Raw genomic sequence first — 16,223 nt, 5'->3', positions numbered from 1 at the left:
TACTGACCGAGAAGCGGCGCGTGGAAGGAAACAGCGTTACTGGGGCTGGATCTTGCGCGGGCCTTGACAGCCCAGCCGGGAGGTATCGGGGCATAGCGCACCGCAGGCCCCGTGATTTAATCAGTCTAATTGCGAACGAGTTGCAAGAGCGTGTGATCTCGAACAAGGAGTGTGCCACAGATGACTGCCCGGACGGTACGGACAGCCACCGCGATGGCCCTCGCCGCGGTCGTGCTCGCGGGGGCCCCGGCGTGTTCCGCGCCCGGCGACGGTGACGGTCCGGGCGGCGGCACGGACTCGCTCACGGTCGGCGTCGCCCAGGAGCCGGAGACCCTCAGCCCGCTGCTGGGCTACGGCAAGGAGGGCAACTCGAAGATATTCGACGGCCTGCTCACCCACGACGCCAAGATGCATCTGCGGCCCGCACTCGCCACGCGGCTGCCGAAGGTGAGCAAGGACGGCCGCACCTACACCTACGAGCTGCGCAAGGGCGTCACCTTCAGCAACGGCAAGCCCTTCACCGCCGAGGACGTCGTCTACACCTACGAGACGATCCTCGACAAGAAGACCAACAACGCGTCCAAGGGCGAACTGGACGCCGTCGAGAGCGTCCGGGCCCAGGGCCGCCACCGGGTCGTCTTCCGGCTCAAGTACCCCTACGCCGCGTTCGCCGAGCGCACCGTGCTGCCCATCGCCTCCAAGGCCGTCGCCTCCAGGACCGACGTCAACACCGGCTCCTACAACACCAAGCCGGTGGGCACCGGGCCGTACATGCTCACCAGCTGGCGCAAGGGCGAGAAGCTCAGCTTCAAGGCCAACCCGCACTACTGGGGCGGCAAGCCGAAGGTCGAGCGGTTCACCGTGGCCGTCATCGAGGACGACGACGTGCGCGCCACCCGGTTGCGCTCCGGCGACCTGGACGGCGCCATCCTCCCGCCCAACCTCGCCAAGGCGTACGAGGAGGATGAGGAGAAGCGCACCTTCAGCGCCAAGACCGCCGACTACCGCGCCGTGACGCTCCCCAGCGGCAACCCGGTCACCAAGGACAAGGCGGTCCGCCGCGCCCTCGACCTGGCCGTCGACCGCAAGGCCCTGGTCAAGTCCGTCCTCAACGGTGCCGGCAAGCCTGCCTACGGTCCGCTGCCCACCGACAGTCCCTGGTTCGCCAAGGGCACCGAGCGCCCCCACGACCTGGCCCGCGCCAAGAAGATCCTGGGCGAGGCGGGCTGGAAGCCGGGCAAGGACGGCATCCGCGTCAAGGACGGCAGGCGCGCCGCGTTCACCCTCTGGTACTTCTCCGGGGACAAGCTGCGGCAGGACCACGCCCTGGCCTACGCCTCCGACGCCAAGAAGGCCGGCATCGACGTCAAGGTCCAGGCCGGCAGCCGGGAGGTCGTCCGCCCCAAGCTCGACCACGACGCGATGCTGATGGGCAACGGCTTCCCCGCCGACCCCGACTTCGACCTCTACCCGACACTGCACTCCTCGCAGATCGGTGATGGCTGGAACAACCTCGCCGCCTACCACGACAAGACCGTGGACAAGCAGCTCGACGTGGCCCGCCGCAGCCGCGACCCCGAGGTGCGCAAGAACGCCTACGACAAGGTGCAGCGGGCGCTGGCGAAGAACCCCGGCTACACCTTCCTCACCCACATCGACCACGTCTATGTCATCGACGACAAGTGGCGTGGCCTGACCACCCAGGTCGAGCCCCACGACCACGGCATCGGCGCCGGCCCCTGGTGGAACCTCCAGGACTGGAAGCCGGAGGCGTGAGAGCAGGAGTATCCGCTTGTGGGCAGTCGTTCCGCAGGGGCGTGGGGGCACCTCCCGGCCGGAGGCTGGGGGAGGGTGGGCACGAGCAGGCCGCAGACGCGAACCGGCCGCACCCGGCACCGCAGCGTGGGCGCCCGTCGGGTGCGGGCCGGTGGTGGGTGCTGCGCTTGCCCACCCTGCGCCCCTGGGGGCGCCTCCCGGCCGGAGGCTGGGGGAGCAGACTGCCCAAGCACAGCAATGCAGAGCGGGCGCGATGGGGCGCCGTGATGCGCATGGTGGGGCGGCGCCTCATGGCCGCGGTGCCGATTCTGGCGGCGGTCACCTTCGGGGTGTTCGCCGTAGCGGCGGCGTCCCCCTTCGACCCCGTGCAGCAGTACGCCGGAGCAGCCGGACTCAGCGCCTCGCAGGAGACGCTGGACCAACTGCGCAGCAATCTCGACGTCGACGGGCCCTTCACACAGCGCTGGTGGGACTGGCTGACCGGCGCGCTGTCGGGCGACCTGGGGGACTCCACCTCGCTGCGGCAGCCCGTCTCCCAGGTCATCGGTGAACGACTCGGCTGGTCGGTGCTGCTGTGCGCGGTGGGCTTCGCCTTCGCCGTCCTCGTCGGTACGGCGCTCGGCGTCGCCGCGGCACGCCGCAAGGGCGGGCTACTGGACCGGACGGTCACCTCGCTCGCCTACACCCTGGAGGCCGCACCGCCCTTCTGGATCGGGCTGCTGGGCATCTGGCTGTTCGCCGTCCGGTTCGACGTACTGCCGGCCGGTGGGCTGACCGACTCCGGCAGCGACATCGTCACCGCGGGCGCGCTGCTGCGCCATCTCGCACTGCCCGCACTGGTGCTGGGGCTCTCACAGGTGCCGTGGTTCCTGCTGTACGTACGCCAGGGTGTCGCCGACGCGCTGGAGGAGGACGCCGTGCGCGGGGCACGCGCCCGAGGGCTGGCCGAGCGCACGGTGCTGCTGCAGCATGCGCTGCGCTCCGGACTGCTGCCGCTGCTGACGCTGGTCGGTTCGCGGGTGCCCGAACTCATCACCGGAGCACTGCTGGTGGAGACCGTCTTCAGCTGGCCCGGTATCGCCTCGGTCACCGTCAAGGCCGCCACCGCGACGGACTTCCCGCTGCTGGCGGCCCTCACCACCCTGGCCACGGTGGCGGTGCTCGGTGGGAACCTGCTCTCCGACCTGCTGTACGGGCTGGCCGACCCGCGCGTCGCCCTGGAGGAGATGTGAGCGCCGTACTCAAGGGCGGCCCGACGCTCCGAGCCGGAAGGGGCCGCAGGCTGCGCGTGCGCGCCTCGGCCGCGGTGCTCGTGGCCGTGCTCGCCGCCGTACTCCTGGTGCCGCTGCTGTTCCCGCTGGACGAGCAGGCCGTCGACATGGCCAACAAGCTGCATGCCCCCTCGGCGGCCCACCCGTTCGGCACCGACGACGTGGGCCGCGACGTACTGCTGCGCTGCGTCTACGGGCTGCGCGTCTCGCTGCTGGTCGGCGTGGTGGCCGCGCTGGCGGCGACCGTCATCGGCACCGCCGTCGGTGCGGCTGCCGGGGCCGCCGGCGGCCGCACGGACCGGATGGTGATGCGGGTGGTGGACGTCTTCTCCTCCGTACCGCACCTGCTGCTGGGCATCTTCATCGTCGCCATGTTCCGCCCCGGTGTCTGGCCCGTCGTCGCCTCCGTCGGGCTCACCCACTGGCTGTCCACCGCACGGATCGTCCGCGCCGAGATGCTGTCCCTGCGCTCCCGGGACTTCGTCGACGCCGCGGTCTCCGGCGGCGCCTCGCGGTGGCGGGTCGCCGTACGCCATCTGCTGCCGGGGGTGCTGCCGCAGGCGGGGCTCGCCGCCGTGCTGATGGTGCCGCACGCCATCTGGCACGAGTCGGCGCTCTCCTTCTTGGGCCTCGGACTGCCCACGCACCGCGCCAGCCTGGGCAACATGATCCAAAGCGCCCGGGGCACGCTGCTGGCCGGCGACTGGTGGCCCACACTCTTCCCCGGCCTGTTCCTCATCATCCCCACCCTCGCCATCGCCTCACTGGCCGGCGTATGGCGGGAGCGGATCAACCCGCGGCGCCGATCGGAGCTGATGCTGTGAGCCAGGACACGGCCACCACGGACGGCACGCGCCGCCCGCTGCTGCGGGTGCGGGAGCTGACCGTTCGCTTCGGGATGCGCCACGGCCGCCGGATCGCCGCCGTCAGCGACGTCTCCTTCGACCTGGCGGCCGGGGAGTGCCTGGCGCTGGTGGGGGAGAGCGGCTGCGGAAAGTCGGTGCTCGCCTCCGCACTGCTCGGGCTGCTCCCGGCCAACGCCCGCACCGACGGCAGCGCACTGCTGTACGGTCCCGGGCAGGGCACCGGGCTCGATCTGCTCGCTGCCGACGAGGCCACCCTCGCCCGCACGGTGCGCGGGCGGCGCGTCGGTCTCGTACCGCAGAGCCCGGCCGCCCATCTGACCCCGGTGCGCACGGTGCGCTCCCAACTCGCCGAGACGGTACGGGAGCTGACCGGTGCCCGGGGGCGGGAGCTGGCCGCCGTGACCCGGGCGGCGGCCGAGCGGGCCGCCTTCCCCGTCGACCACCTGGACCGCTACCCGCACCAGCTCTCCGGCGGGCTCGCCCAGCGGGCCGCCACCGCGCTGGCGCTGGTCGGCGACGCGCCGCTGCTGCTCGCCGACGAGCCGACCACCGGACTCGACCGCGACCTGGTGGAGCGCACCGTGGACGAACTGCGTGCCCACACCGACGACGGGCGGGGCCTGCTGCTGATCACCCACGATCTCGCGGCCGCCGAGCGGGTCGCCGACCGGGTGGCGGTGATGTACGCCGGGCGCGTGGTCGAACTGGCCGACGCAGGGGACTTCTTCGGCGAGCCGGGCCCCCGCCACCCCTACGCCCGTGGTCTGCTGGCGGCGCTGCCCGAACGCGCGTTCACCCCGATCCCCGGTATGCCGCCCGAACTGGACGCTCTCCCGGACGGCTGTGCCTTCGCGCCCCGCTGCACCCGGGCGAGCGCCGAGTGCGCCCGGTTGCCGGCGGCGGAGGAAGGTGTGGCCTGTCACCACCCCGTCACCGGCGCCCGGCCCGCCGTCGGCCGACGCGAAGGAAGCGAAGGAAGCAAGGTATGACCGCGGACCCGCACCCCGCGCTGGAGCTGAGCGGCATCACCGCGGGATACGAGCGGCGCGCGCCCGTGCTGCGTGACGTCTCGCTGACCGTGCACGGGAGCGAGGCGGTCGGACTGCTGGGGCCGAGCGGCTGCGGCAAGTCCACCCTCGCCAAGGTCGCGGCGCTGCTGCACCGCCCCTACGCGGGCACCGTACGGCTCGGCGGTGAACCGGCCCGGGGCTGGCGGCACCGGGCGCCGCGCGCGCAGCGCACCGCCGTGGGCGTCGTCTTCCAACAGCCCCGGCTCGCCGCCGACCCCCGGCTCACCCTCGCCGCGCTGATCGCCGAACCGCTGCGCGCCACGGGACGCGGCCGGGAGGCGACCGAGCGCGTGCGCGAGCTGGCGGACGCCGTCGGCCTCGGCGGCGACCTGCTCGACCGCCGCCCGCACGAGGTCAGCGACGGGCAGCTGCAGCGCGCCTGCGTCGCACGCGCGCTGGTGCTGCGGCCCCGGGTACTGGTCTGCGACGAGATGACGGCGATGCTGGACGCCTCCACCACGGCGGCGCTCGTCACCGTGGTGGAGGACTACCGGCAGCGCTCCGGCGCCGCGCTGCTGGCCGTCGGCCACGACCGCACCCTGCTGGAGCGCTGGTGCGACCGCACGGTCGAGCTGGCCGGGGCGGGCGGCGGCACGGACGGCGAGGAGGTCAGATCCGCACCCCGCGCCCCCGCAGATACGTCAGCGGGTTGATGTCGCTGCCGTAGCCGGGCCCGGTACGGATCTCGAAGTGCAGATGCGGGCCGGTCGAGTTGCCGGTCGAACCGGAGCGGCCGATGCGCTGGCCCGTGTCCACGGACTGCCCGGAGCGCACGGAGATGGCCGACAGATGGCCGTACTGGCTGTACTTGCCGTCCGGGTGCCGCAGCACCACCTGGTAGCCGTAGGCACCGCCCCAGCCCGCCGAGACGACCGTGCCGCTGCTGACCGCCTTGACGCTGGTGCCGGTGCCGACGGGGAAGTCGACCCCGGTGTGGTGCCCGGAGGACCAACTGCTGCCCGAGGCGCCGTAGGGGGTGCTGGGGCCGACGCCGGTCACGGGCGCGGTGGCGGACGGCGCCTTGCGTTCGGGAGCCTCGCGTTCGGGCGCCTGCTGCTGCGCCGGCTTGTGCGGCGTCTTCTGCTGCGGCGTCTTCTGCTGGGGCGCCTTCTTCTGGGGGCTCCGCTGCTGAGGGCTCTGCTTCTGCGGGGCCCGCTTGTGCGGGGAGTCCGCCTCGGGGGAGCGCTCGGGGGCGGTGGGCTGCGAGGGAACGCGCTCCGTCCGCCGCGGACTGCCGGTCAGGCTCAGGCGCTGGCCGGGCAGGATCAGATCGGGATCGTCACCGATGGTGGCGCGGTTGGTGTCGTAGAGGGCGTGCCAGCCGCCCGCAACCTGGTGCTCGTCGGCGATGCCGGACAGCGTGTCGCCGCCGACCACGTGATAGGTGGTCAGCTTCTTGCTGCGCTCGGCCCTGGCGCGGTCCGCCTTCTCCTTGGCGGCCCGCTCCCGTTCCGGGTCGGCGGCCTTCTTCGGCGCCTTCGGCGCCTGCTGCTGCGCCTGGGATCTTTGGGTCGGCTGTCCGGCAGCCGCTGCCGCACTGCCGGGCGCCGCCTCGCCGCGGGAGAGCCCCGCCCGGGGGCCGCAGTTGGGCCAGGCGCCCGGCCCCTGGCCCCTGAGCACCTTCTCGGCGACCGCGATCTGCTGGCTCCTGGTGGCCAGGTCGGCCCGGGCGGCGTAGGCCGAGCCGCCGTACGCCTCCCAGGTGCTCTGGCTGAACTGGAGACCGCCGTAGTAGCCGTTACCGGTGTTGATCTTCCAGTTGCCGCTGCTCTCGCACGCGGCGACCTTCTCCCACACGTCCGTGGGTGCCGCCTGGGCGACATGGGCCCCGACGAGGGGCATGGCTAATCCGGCGCCGCCCGCCGTCACCTGCAAGGAGACGCGGGATGTGGCGCGTTGCTGAGGGCGGCGGTGGCGTCCACGAGGGGACATGGCCCATCCTCCGTTGGTCGGCGGCCCACGGACAACCGTGGCCGGGTCTACAGGTCCAAACCCCGCTCCCGTGCGAGGCGGTGTGCTGCCTGGTCGGCCACGGACTCGTCCAGATACACCTCGCACGCCAGACGACCGCTGCCCGTCATGTTGTGCTCCAGCTCGTAGAGGCTGACCTCGGTGCCGTCGGCCAGCAGGAAGGCGTGCTCGTAGACCGAGCACCACACCTGGCAGTCGCCGGCGTGCACCCGGGGGCCGGGGACGTGCAGGATGTGGTGGCCGAGCGCCGTCGACAGCAGCCGCAGCGTCTCCTCGCCCGGCCGGTCCTGGTTCTCGGCCCGGCGCAGCAGCCTGCGGGCGTGCTCGGCCGAGTCGCCCTCCGGGTACTCCCGGCGCGGGTAGGCGGTGCCGGGTGCGCCGGTCAGAAAGTCGAACGGGACGGCGGCCCGGCCCGCGCCCTCCGGTTCGCCCTCCTCGCCCATCCGGCGGTGCACACGGTGTTCGGAGCGGCGCAGCGCTGCGGCGTCGTCGTACACCTCGTACAACTCGCCCCTGTCGTCCGGGCTGTCGTAGCACAACTCCCACAGCAGCAGGCTGGAGCCGTCGGCGAGCAGGAAGACATGGCGGAAACTGCTGCATCGCAGCGCGGGCGGCGGGGAATTGCGATGCCGCCAGCCGTAGAGCTCGACCTGGAACATCACCGCGCTGCGTAGTCGGGCCAGCACCTCGTCGCGGACGTCGAACGGGTTCTGGGCGCGGGCCAGCAGCTCTTCGAGGTGGTGAGCAGGCGTCGAATGTCCTTTGTCGCCCATCGCGGAACCCTCCCGGCGTGCAGCAAACAACCGACCGTCCCCGCGCGCACACACCGTAGCGCTCCCGGAGCGCCGTGCGGGAGGAGTTGGAGGAATTCCGCTGCCGGAAACGCTTCCGCGGAGCGTTTTTTCAGCCGAATCCAGGCGATATGCCGGAGGATCAGCGGGGGTGAGCGGCGTGCCAGCGGGAACCACAGGTACGACGAACCGGGGCCGAAGGGAGGCGGCGGTGACCACACTGCCCGTCGGATACGAGTCCTACTGGATGCTCTCGGCCGCGGGAGCGCCCTACCCACCGCTGCCGCCCGACGGCCGCATCGAGGTCGACGTGGCCGTGGTGGGCGGCGGTATCGCGGGCCTCTCGGTGGCGTGGGAGCTGGCCCGCGCGGGGCGCGGCGTCGCCGTGCTGGAGTCCGACCGGCTGGCGGCCGGCGTCACCGGGCACACCACGGCCAAGCTCTCCGCGCTGCACGGGCTGATCTACAGCTGGCTGCGGACCCACCGCGGCGCCGAGCAGGCGCGGCACTACGCCCTCTCGCAGCAGGGCGCGGTCGACCATGTGGCCGCGGTCAGCGAGCAGTTGGGTGTCGACTGTGAGCTGGAGCGGGTACCGGCACACACCTACGTCGAGTCGGCCGATCACGTGGACGAGGTCCGGGCGGAGGCGGAGGCGGCGGCGGAGGCCGGGCTGCCGGCGTCCTTCGTCACCGAGACCGGGCTGCCCTTCCGGGTGCGCGCCGCCGTACGGGTCGAGAACCAGGCGCAGTTCCATCCGCGCAAGTATCTGCTGGCGCTGGCCGACGACATCCGGCGGCACGGCGGGCTGCTGTACGAGCGCACCCGCGTCGTCGGGCTCGACGAGGGCGACCCGTGCCGACTGGACACGGAGAACGGCGGCCAGGTGGTCGCCCGTGACGTGGTGGTGGCCACCCACTACCCGGTCTTCGACAGGGCGCTGATGTTCTCCCGGCTGGAGCCGCGCCGGGAGCTGGTGATCTCCGCGCTGCTGCCCGAGGACGAGGACCCCGGCGGCACCTATCTGTGCCCGGAGCGCGGCACCCGCTCGGTGCGTACCGCGCCCTACCCGTTCGGTGAGGGGCGCCGGCTGCTCATCGTCACGGGGGAGAAGTTCACCCCCGGGATGCCCGGCATCGGTTCGGTCGGCGCCCGCTACGAACGGCTCGCGGCCTGGACCTACGAGCGCTTCCCCAACGCCCGTCTCGCCCACCGCTGGGCCACCCAGGACAACGAGACCACCGACCGGGTGCCCTACATCGGCCGGTTCCACGCCGCCACCCAGCACGTCCATGTCGCCGCCGGCTTCGGCGGCTGGGGGATGAGTGCGGGCGTGCTGGCAGGGCAGTTGCTGGCCGCGCAGCTCACCGGCGAGTCGCCGCCGCCGTGGGCGCGGCTGTACGACCCGGTCCGGCTCAGGCCCAGGGAGGCGCCCGCGCTGCTGCGCCTCCAGTCGGCGGTGGCCCGACGTTTCGTGGGGGACCGGCTACGGCCCAGTCATGTGGACTCGGTGGAGGAGATTCCGCCGGGCACCGGCGCCATCGTGCGGGTGCAGGGGCGGCGCTGCGCGGTGCACCGGACGACCGAGGGCGAACTGCGTGCCGTCTCGCCGCGCTGCACCCATCTGGGGTGCCTGGTGCGGTTCAACGACGCGGAGTCGGCGTGGGAGTGCCCCTGCCACGGCTCGCGCTTCGGTACGGACGGATCGGTGATACAGGGTCCGGCGACCCGCCCTTTGGAGCAGCGGGACCTGGGCGAGGGATGAACCCCGCCCGGGCCCCGGCTCACGTGCGGCCTGCCGTCCGGCGGTTCACGGGGCGGCCTGCGGCCCGGCTCACAGCCAGGCCGGGTCGGTGTCCAGCGTGACGGTCTCCAGGGCTGCCAGCAGATCGAACTGCGGGCCCGTACGCGGCAGTTCCGCACGGAAGAAGTACCGTGCCGCCTGCCGCTTGCCCTGCAGGAACGCCTCCTGCTCCGGGCTGTCGGACCGGGTGTCCGCGCGGAGCGTGGCAAGGAACTGCCCCAGCCAGATCCACGCCACCACCACGTGGCCGACAGCCTCCAGGTAGACGGAGGAGTTGGCCAGCGCCACCGTGGGGTCGCCGCCCTCCCACAGGCGTGCGGTCACGGCAGTGACCCGCTCCCAGTGGGCGCGCAGCGTACCGGCCAGTTCGGCGGCCTCGCCGCCCGCCGCCTCGGCGCGCCGCAGCGTGTCGTGGACGGCTTCGCCCAGGGCCCGCAGCCCGGCCCCGCCGCCCTGCACCACCTTGCGGCCCAGCAGATCGAGGCCCTGGATGCCGTGCGTGCCCTCGTGGATGGGGTTGAGGCGGTTGTCGCGGTAGTGCTGCTCGACGTCGTACTCGCGGGTGTAGCCGTAGCCGCCGTGCACCTGGATGGCGAGGTTGTTGGCCTCCAGACACCACTGCGACGGCCAGCTCTTGGCGATCGGGGTCAGTACGTCCAGCAGCAGCCCGGCCCGCTCCCGGTCTTCCTCGGCGGGCGCCGAACGCTGCTCGTCCACCAGCCGTGAGCAGTACAGCAGCAGGCCCAGCGCACCTTCCACATAGGACTTCTGCGCCAGCAGCATCCGGCGTACGTCCGTGTGCTCGACGATCGGCACCTGCGGTGCCGTCGCGTCCTTGCCGCCGGCCGCCAGCGGCCTGCCCTGCGGTCGTTCGCGGGCGTAGGCCAGGGATTTGAGATAGCCGGTGTAGCCCAGCGCCATCGCTCCGGCGCCGACACCGATGCGGGCGCCGTTCATCATGTGGAACATGTACGCCAGCCCGCGGTGCTCCTCGCCCACCAGGTGGCCCACGGCGCCCGGTTCTCCGCCGGGGCGGTGGCGCGCCCCCTCACCGAAGTTGAGCAATGTGTTGGTGGTGCCCCGGTAGCCCATCTTGTGGTTGAGCCCGGCCGGCACCACGTCGTTGCGCTCACCGAGCGAGCCGTCCGGCTCGACCAGGTACTTGGGGACGATGAACAGCGAGAGCCCCTTGACGCCCGCCGGTCCGCCGGGGACGCGGGCGAGCACGAGGTGAACGATGTTCTCGGACAGCTCGTGGTCGCCGCCGGAGATCCACATCTTGGTGCCGAACAGGCGGTAGGTGCCGTCCTCCTGCCGCTCGGCGCGGGTGGTGACATCTGCCAGCGATGACCCGGCCTGCGGTTCGGACAGGCACATGGTGCCGAAGAAGCGCCCTTCGAGCATCGGCCGTACATAGGTGTCGATCTGCTCGCGGGTGCCGTGTGCGCACAGCAGTCGCGCGTTGCCGAGGGTGAGGAACGGATACGCCGAGGTGCCGACGTTGGCGGCGTGGAAGTAGGAGAAGCAGGCGGTGGCGACGGTGTGCGGCATTCCCATGCCGCCGAACTCCTCGTCCACGGCTGCCGCCAGCAGGCCCGACTCGGCGAACACCCCCAGCGCCTCGGACACCTCCTTGGCGGTGTGCACCCGTTCGCCGTCGAACCAGGGCTCCTCCTGGTCGTTCTTCTTGTTGTGCGTCGCGAAGTGGCGGGTGGCGATCCGCTCGCTCAGCTCCAGGGCGTCGTCGAAGGTCTCCCTGGAGTGCTCGGCGTAGCGTGCGCGCCGGGTCAGCGACTCGACGTCCAGCCAGTCGTAGAGCTGGAAGTCGAGGTCGCGGCGGGAGAGCAGCAGCGAGGGTGAGGGCATGAGGTGGTCCGATCCCCGGGGGCAGCGTGGCAGCGAGCATGGAGCGCTCGGTTTCTAAGCGCTTGCTTATGGTCGCTCCGGGGGAATCCCCTGTCAACGGCTCCGCTGCCGGGCCACCGGCTCAGGGCTTTCTGGCCACCCCCGCGTACAGCGTCAAGGTGCCCTCCGGCAGTCCGCCGTGCGGGTCGGTGTCGGGACGCCACAGATGCACCTGGGTGACGCCGGGATCGAGCAGTTCCAGCCCGTCGAAGAACCCGGCGACCTGCTCCCGGCTCCGCGGGGCAAGGACCGTGCCGCTCCGCTTGTAGATCTCCACGACGGCGTCGATCCGCTCGGAGCCCTCCTTGTCGGGGACGTCCCCGATGCCGTGGCTCAGCGACAGGAAGCTCCCGGGGGCGAGCCGGTCGAGCAGGGCCCGCAGTATCCGTCCGGGCTCCTGCGCGTCCGGGATGAAGTGCATGAGCGCGTTGACCGAGACGGCGACCGGGCGGTCCAGATCGAGCGTCTTGTGCAGCTCCTCCGACTCCAGCACGGCCTCGGGCCGGGTCACATCCGCGTGCAGATAGGCGGTGCGGCCCTCGGGCGTGCTGTGCAGCAGCGCCTGGGCGTACTGGAGCACGATCGGATCGTTGTCGGTGTAGACGACCCGCGCTTCGGGGGCCACCGACTGCGCCACCTGGTGGAGGTTGGGTTCGGTGGGGATGCCGCTGCCGATGTCCAGGAACTGCCGCACCCCGTATTCGGCAGCCAGGGTGCGGGTGACACGGATCATGAAATCGCGGTTGGCCCGGGCCGCGGTCACGATCTCCGGCAGTTTGGCGACCACCGCCTCGGCAGCCTGCACGTCCGCCTCGTAGTGCGTCTTGCCCCCGAGGTAGTAGTCGTACATGCGCGCGGAGTGCGGTTTGGCCGTGTCGATCGGTGGTGCGTCCTGCTCGGACATCTTGTTCCCCCTCGGTCCTGTGGTGGTGGTCCTCGCCGGTTCAGGGTTTGCGGGCCACACCGGCGATCATGCTGGGTCGGCCTTCCTCGAGATCGGTGGTCGCGCCGGGCTCGGGGCGCCAGTCGTGCGCCATCACCAGTCCCGGTTCCACCAGCTCCAGCCCGTCGAAGAAGCGGCCGATCTCGGCACGGCTGCGCAGTCGCAGCGTGGTGCCGCCCTTCGCGTAGATCTCCTCCACCTGGCGGCCCAGCGCCGCCAGCGCCGGGTCGTCGATGTCCGAGGTGGTGTGGGTGAGGCACAGATAGCTGCCGGAGGGCAGCCGGTCGAGCAGACCGGCGAGGATCTTGTACGGGCCCCACTCGTCGGGGACGAAGTGGAAGAGCGCGTTGGCCGAGAGGGCCACCGGCCGACTGAGGTCGAGCGTGGCGTGCAGCTCGTCGGAGTCGATGATCGTCTCCGGCTTGGCGGCGTCCGCCTGAAGGTAGGCGGTGCGGCCCTCGGGGGCGCTGTGCAGCAGCGCCTGGGCGTACTGGAGCACGATCGGGTCGCTGTCGGTGTAGACGACCCGTGCTTCGGGGGCGACCGACTGCGCCACCTGGTGGAGGTTGGGTTCGGTGGGGATGCCGCTGCCGATGTCCAGGAACTGCCTGATGCCCGCCTCGGCCGCCAGCCAGCGGGTGGCGCGGATCATGAAGTCACGGTTGGCGCGTGCCATGGCGCCGGCGAACGGCACGGTCGCGATAACCGCCTCGGCCGCCTGTACGTCCACCTCGTAGTGGGTCTTGCCCCCCAGGTAGTAGTCGTACATCCGGGCCGAGTGCGGCTTGGTGGTGTCTATGCCGGGGAGTTTCCCCTCTGCGGTCATGCGGCCTCTCCGTTCTCCGGGTCCACGGCTGGGCGTGCGGTCAGTCGGAGGCCAGCAGGAAGTCGGCCACGCCCTGCTTGGCGCCCTGGAGGAAGGTCTCGAACTCGTGGGTGGTGTAGATCAGCGCCGGGCCTTCCGGGTCGGTCGACTGACGCAGCGCGACTCTGCCGTCGCCGAGCTTCATCGCTTCGACGCAGCTGCCGCCGTTGGTGCCGCTCCACGGCTTCTGCCAGCCCTCGGTGCCGAGGTGCTTGGCGGGCATGCCGTTGTATATGTGTGGGGGGTGGCCTGAATGACCCATGGTTCAAAACTCCTTGCGGATCTCACCGAGAACAGTCTCGGTGTGTGGTACTGGCGCTGCCTGAGCGCCCATGCGGTCCAACACCTCCAGGTAGGCGGCGGTGTCGGGACGCTGGTCCAGGTACGTGGCTCCCGTCAGCCCCTCCGTGTAGACGATGTCCGGGAGCTCCGGGATGTCGAAACGGAAGAGCTGGAAGGGCCCGAACATGCCGGGGTGCGCACCTGCGGTGAACGGGATGATCTGCAGCGTGATGTTCTGCTGCTTGGACAGCTCGACGAGCCGGTCGATCTGCTCGCGCATCACCGCGGGGGAGCCCACGTGGCGGCGCAGCACCTGCTCGTCGAGCACGGCCCAGAGCACCGGCGCGTCGGGGTCCTGGAGGAGCCGCTGGCGCCCCATCCTCAGCTGGACCCGACGGTCGAGCTCCTCCTCGTCGGCGGAGGGGAATCCGGTGCGCAGCAGGGCGCGTGCGTATTCCTCCGTCTGGAGCAGTCCGGGGACGCAGTGCGGTTCGTAGGCCCGGATCAGGCTGGCCTCGCCCTCCAGGCTCACGTAGAGGCTGAACCAGGGCGGCAGCACGTCACGGAAGCTGTGCCACCAGCCGGGCCGGTTGGCCTCGTCCACCAGGGACAGGAAGGAGGCCGTCTCCTCTTCGGAGAGCCCGTACATCCGCAGCAGCTTCTCCACGTAGGGCGGCTTGAGGCCGACCTCCGCCTTCTCCATGCGACGCACCGTGGTCGTGTTGACACTCAGTGCGTACGCGGCCTCCGTGAAGGAGCACCCCGCGCGCTCGCGGAGATCGCGGAGGCGTAGACCGAGCACTATCTGCCCCACAGTCGGCGCGGAACGAGCCTCGGCCACTACTGCCTCCTTGGACTGCCTCCCCGGTGGACCCTGGCGTCAGCAGTGTGCCATGCGTCCAATGCAGCAGCCATACTGCCCGTGCGATTCTGCGAATTGCAGAACTCCTCTTGCCATCTGTGAAAGATGCTGGGCATAGTGAACAGCGTGACCAAGCTCATGAGGCTCCGGCACCGGAGCCGCACAGCATCACCCGCGTCACCTGAGGGCCGGCCAGCGGATGCCCTCCGGTCGACGCACGGGTGTACCGGCCCGCTGGGGCGGCCCTGTGCGGAGCAGTTCCCGGCAGCCGTCCCCTCCCCTCACAGGTAGACGGAAGGCGTTCCCCCGTGGCCTCCTCGTATCCCCCTGCGCAGCTCTCTTTGACCGCACCGTCGGCCGCACCGGCCGAGGAAGCGCGTCAGGAGGGATTCGAGCTCCCAGCTCACACCGCGTCGGTGGCCCGCGCCCGCGCCCGGCTGCGCAGCAAACTGCAGCACTGGGGCTTTCCCGAGGAGCTCGGTCACACGGCGCAGCTGGTGATCTCCGAGTTCGTCACCAATGCCGTACTGCACACGGACACCGTGCGCATAAGGTGCCGCATCCACCTGGACAGCGAGCGTCTGCGCATAGAGGTCTCCGACGAGGGCGCGCAGAACTGCGCGCCGCAGCCCCGCAGCGCGACCCTGGACGAGGTCAACGGCCGGGGGCTGCAGCTGGTGGGTGCCCTCGCCCAGCGCTGGGGCGTCTCCGCGCACGGCACCCGGTGCGGCCGCGTCGTCTGGGCCGAACTGGGCATGACCGGCGCCCTGTGAGCGACTGACCCCAGGCCCGGCGCACGTCGCAACCCTCCCGGCTCATCCCGGTCTGTACCCGCAACGCGTCAAATTCCCACGCCCGAAAGCGACTTGGCGTTGGTCCGGCCGCGACCCCCATGGCATGCTTCCTGCGAAGACAGGCGCCCGCGCGGTCGGCGTGCGGTGCGCCGGTGATCACAGTGGGGCACACATGCGGGAAGACGGAACCGGTAACGGGGAGCACGTGGTGGACATCACTGTCCCGAGCGTGGCCCGGATGTACGACCACTATCTGGGCGGCAAGGACAACTACGCGGTCGACCGCGAGGCCGTCGCCGCGCTGGACGAGAAAGTGCCGCGCACCGGCGCCCTCGCCCGCAACAACCGCCGCTTCCTGCAGCGGGTCGTGCGCATCCTGGCGGAGGACTACGGCATCCGCCAGTTCCTCGACCACGGCTCGGGCCTGCCCACCCAGGACAACGTCCACCAGGTCGCACAGCGCACCGACCCGCGGGCCCGCGTCGTCTACGTCGACAACGACCCCATCGTGCTGGCCCACGGCCGGGCGCTGCTGGAGGAGAACGTCAACACGGGGGTGATCCAGGCCGACATGCGCGACACCGAGACGATCTTCGACAGCTCCGAGGTGCGCGGACTGCTCGACCTGTCGCAGCCGGTCGCGCTGTTGTTCATCTCGGTGATGCACTGCATCCCCGATGCCTCCGACCCGGCCGCCGTCGTACGCCGCGCACTGGAGCACGTCCCCTCCGGCAGCTTCGTCGTGCTCAACCAGCTGGTGAGCCACGACAAGGAGACCCGCGACTTCGTCACCGACTTCATGAACCGCAGCACTCACGGCAATTGGGGCCGGGTCCGTGAACCGCACGAGGTCGAACCGTACTTCGCGGGGCTCGACCTGCTGGAGCCCGGCCTGGTCGAGATCAACAACTGGCGCCCGGACTCCGATCTGTGCGCGCGCCAGCTGGAGGACGAGACCTGGTTCGAGTTCGGCGGGGTGGCGCGGAAGCCCTAGCCCGGCTCCCCCGAGGGGGGGGGGAGCCGGGC

15 protein-coding genes are annotated in these 16,223 nt (G+C 71.3%); 8 read left to right on the top strand and 7 right to left on the bottom strand.

All coding sequences use genetic code 11. From position 1 onward, the window contains the following. The first annotated feature begins 180 nt into the window (after nt 1–180). The 5 genes from JW613_RS01975 (at nt 181) to JW613_RS01955 (ending at nt 5,636) form a co-directional block, all read left to right on the top strand. Entirely contained in the window at nt 181–1,776 is a 1,596-nt protein-coding gene (locus JW613_RS01975) for an ABC transporter substrate-binding protein (protein ID WP_209208928.1), read from the top strand. Between the two features lie 266 nt (nt 1,777–2,042). After that, nucleotides 2,043–3,008, top strand: a complete 966-nt coding sequence (locus JW613_RS01970; protein WP_209208927.1) for an ABC transporter permease — start codon at nt 2,043–2,045, stop codon at nt 3,006–3,008. Then, nucleotides 3,005–3,871 (top strand): ABC transporter permease, encoded by an 867-nt coding sequence (locus JW613_RS01965; protein WP_209208926.1) that lies wholly within the window; start codon nt 3,005–3,007, stop codon nt 3,869–3,871. The genes JW613_RS01970 and JW613_RS01965 overlap by 4 nt, the downstream gene beginning before the upstream one ends. Then, the gene (locus JW613_RS01960; protein WP_209208925.1) at nt 3,823–4,902 is read left to right on the top strand and encodes an ABC transporter ATP-binding protein; all 1,080 of its coding nucleotides are present in this window, start codon (nt 3,823–3,825) and stop codon (nt 4,900–4,902) included. The genes JW613_RS01965 and JW613_RS01960 overlap by 49 nt, the downstream gene beginning before the upstream one ends. Beyond that, the gene (locus tag JW613_RS01955) at nt 4,899–5,636 is read left to right on the top strand and encodes an ABC transporter ATP-binding protein (RefSeq protein ID WP_209208924.1); all 738 of its coding nucleotides are present in this window, start codon (nt 4,899–4,901) and stop codon (nt 5,634–5,636) included. Before JW613_RS01960 ends, JW613_RS01955 begins: the two co-directional genes overlap by 4 nt. Here the strand turns inward: JW613_RS01955 and JW613_RS01950 are convergent. Then, nucleotides 5,593–6,915 (bottom strand): transglycosylase family protein, encoded by a 1,323-nt coding sequence (locus tag JW613_RS01950; protein ID WP_209208923.1) that lies wholly within the window; start codon nt 6,913–6,915, stop codon nt 5,593–5,595. The two genes, JW613_RS01955 and JW613_RS01950, sit on opposite strands and share 44 nt — an antisense overlap. Nucleotides 6,916–6,962: 47 nt before the next feature. Further along, entirely contained in the window at nt 6,963–7,727 is a 765-nt protein-coding gene (locus JW613_RS01945) for a DUF6227 family protein (protein ID WP_209208922.1), read from the bottom strand. A gap of 229 nt (nt 7,728–7,956) precedes the next feature. On the opposite strand from JW613_RS01945, the gene JW613_RS01940 reads away from it, so the two are divergent. Continuing rightward, on the top strand, nt 7,957–9,507 hold the full coding sequence (locus JW613_RS01940) for an FAD-dependent oxidoreductase (RefSeq protein ID WP_209208921.1): 1,551 nt from the start codon (nt 7,957–7,959) through the stop codon (nt 9,505–9,507). A gap of 69 nt (nt 9,508–9,576) precedes the next feature. Here JW613_RS01940 and JW613_RS01935 read toward each other — a convergent pair whose 3' ends face one another. The 5 genes from JW613_RS01935 to JW613_RS01915 all read right to left on the bottom strand — a co-directional run bounded on the left by JW613_RS01935 (nt 9,577) and on the right by JW613_RS01915 (nt 14,382). Further along, a complete protein-coding gene (locus tag JW613_RS01935; RefSeq protein WP_209208920.1) occupies nt 9,577–11,412 on the bottom strand; it encodes an acyl-CoA dehydrogenase in 1,836 nt (611 codons plus the stop codon). 121 nt (nt 11,413–11,533) lie between these two features. Then, on the bottom strand, nt 11,534–12,355 hold the full coding sequence (locus tag JW613_RS01930; protein ID WP_209208919.1) for an SAM-dependent methyltransferase: 822 nt from the start codon (nt 12,353–12,355) through the stop codon (nt 11,534–11,536). A 40-nt stretch (nt 12,356–12,395) separates the two neighbouring features. Next, on the bottom strand, nt 12,396–13,220 hold the full coding sequence (locus tag JW613_RS01925) for an SAM-dependent methyltransferase (RefSeq protein ID WP_209208918.1): 825 nt from the start codon (nt 13,218–13,220) through the stop codon (nt 12,396–12,398). A gap of 40 nt (nt 13,221–13,260) precedes the next feature. Next, nucleotides 13,261–13,521: a DUF397 domain-containing protein gene (locus JW613_RS01920; protein ID WP_099885342.1), complete on the bottom strand. Its 261-nt coding sequence runs from the start codon at nt 13,519–13,521 to the stop codon at nt 13,261–13,263. Nucleotides 13,522–13,524: 3 nt separating this feature from the next. Beyond that, on the bottom strand, nt 13,525–14,382 hold the full coding sequence (locus JW613_RS01915; protein WP_209208917.1) for a Sco1979 family transcriptional regulator: 858 nt from the start codon (nt 14,380–14,382) through the stop codon (nt 13,525–13,527). A 329-nt stretch (nt 14,383–14,711) separates the two neighbouring features. On the opposite strand from JW613_RS01915, the gene JW613_RS01910 reads away from it, so the two are divergent. Continuing rightward, nucleotides 14,712–15,176: an ATP-binding protein gene (locus tag JW613_RS01910; protein ID WP_209208916.1), complete on the top strand. Its 465-nt coding sequence runs from the start codon at nt 14,712–14,714 to the stop codon at nt 15,174–15,176. A 193-nt stretch (nt 15,177–15,369) separates the two neighbouring features. After that, nucleotides 15,370–16,191 carry an SAM-dependent methyltransferase gene (locus JW613_RS01905; RefSeq protein WP_209208915.1) on the top strand — a complete coding sequence of 274 codons (822 nt, stop codon included), beginning with the start codon at nt 15,370–15,372 and terminating at the stop codon, nt 16,189–16,191. The last annotated feature ends 32 nt before the right edge of the window (nt 16,192–16,223 follow it).

Origin of the sequence: Streptomyces smyrnaeus, from assembly GCF_017676345.1 — a bacterium.
In the GTDB taxonomy this organism is placed as follows: Bacteria; Actinomycetota; Actinomycetes; order Streptomycetales; family Streptomycetaceae; genus Streptomyces; species Streptomyces smyrnaeus.
This window is presented reverse-complemented; position numbering and strand designations above follow the sequence as displayed.

What these genes read in the sequence shown, in the direction of transcription:
- JW613_RS01975 (WP_209208928.1), top strand. Translation starts at nt 181, where the DNA reads ATGACTGCCCGGACGGTACGGACAGCCACCGCGATGGCCCTCGCCGCG.
- JW613_RS01970 (WP_209208927.1), top strand. Translation starts at nt 2,043, where the DNA reads ATGCGCATGGTGGGGCGGCGCCTCATGGCCGCGGTGCCGATTCTGGCG.
- JW613_RS01960 (WP_209208925.1), top strand. Translation starts at nt 3,823, where the DNA reads ATGGCGGGAGCGGATCAACCCGCGGCGCCGATCGGAGCTGATGCTGTG.
- JW613_RS01955 (WP_209208924.1), top strand. Translation starts at nt 4,899, where the DNA reads ATGACCGCGGACCCGCACCCCGCGCTGGAGCTGAGCGGCATCACCGCG.
- JW613_RS01950 (WP_209208923.1), bottom strand. Translation starts at nt 6,915, where the DNA reads ATGTCCCCTCGTGGACGCCACCGCCGCCCTCAGCAACGCGCCACATCC.
- JW613_RS01945 (WP_209208922.1), bottom strand. Translation starts at nt 7,727, where the DNA reads ATGGGCGACAAAGGACATTCGACGCCTGCTCACCACCTCGAAGAGCTG.
- JW613_RS01935 (WP_209208920.1), bottom strand. Translation starts at nt 11,412, where the DNA reads ATGCCCTCACCCTCGCTGCTGCTCTCCCGCCGCGACCTCGACTTCCAG.
- JW613_RS01930 (WP_209208919.1), bottom strand. Translation starts at nt 12,355, where the DNA reads ATGTCCGAGCAGGACGCACCACCGATCGACACGGCCAAACCGCACTCC.
- JW613_RS01925 (WP_209208918.1), bottom strand. Translation starts at nt 13,220, where the DNA reads ATGACCGCAGAGGGGAAACTCCCCGGCATAGACACCACCAAGCCGCAC.
- JW613_RS01920 (WP_099885342.1), bottom strand. Translation starts at nt 13,521, where the DNA reads ATGGGTCATTCAGGCCACCCCCCACACATATACAACGGCATGCCCGCC.
- JW613_RS01905 (WP_209208915.1), top strand. Translation starts at nt 15,370, where the DNA reads ATGCGGGAAGACGGAACCGGTAACGGGGAGCACGTGGTGGACATCACT.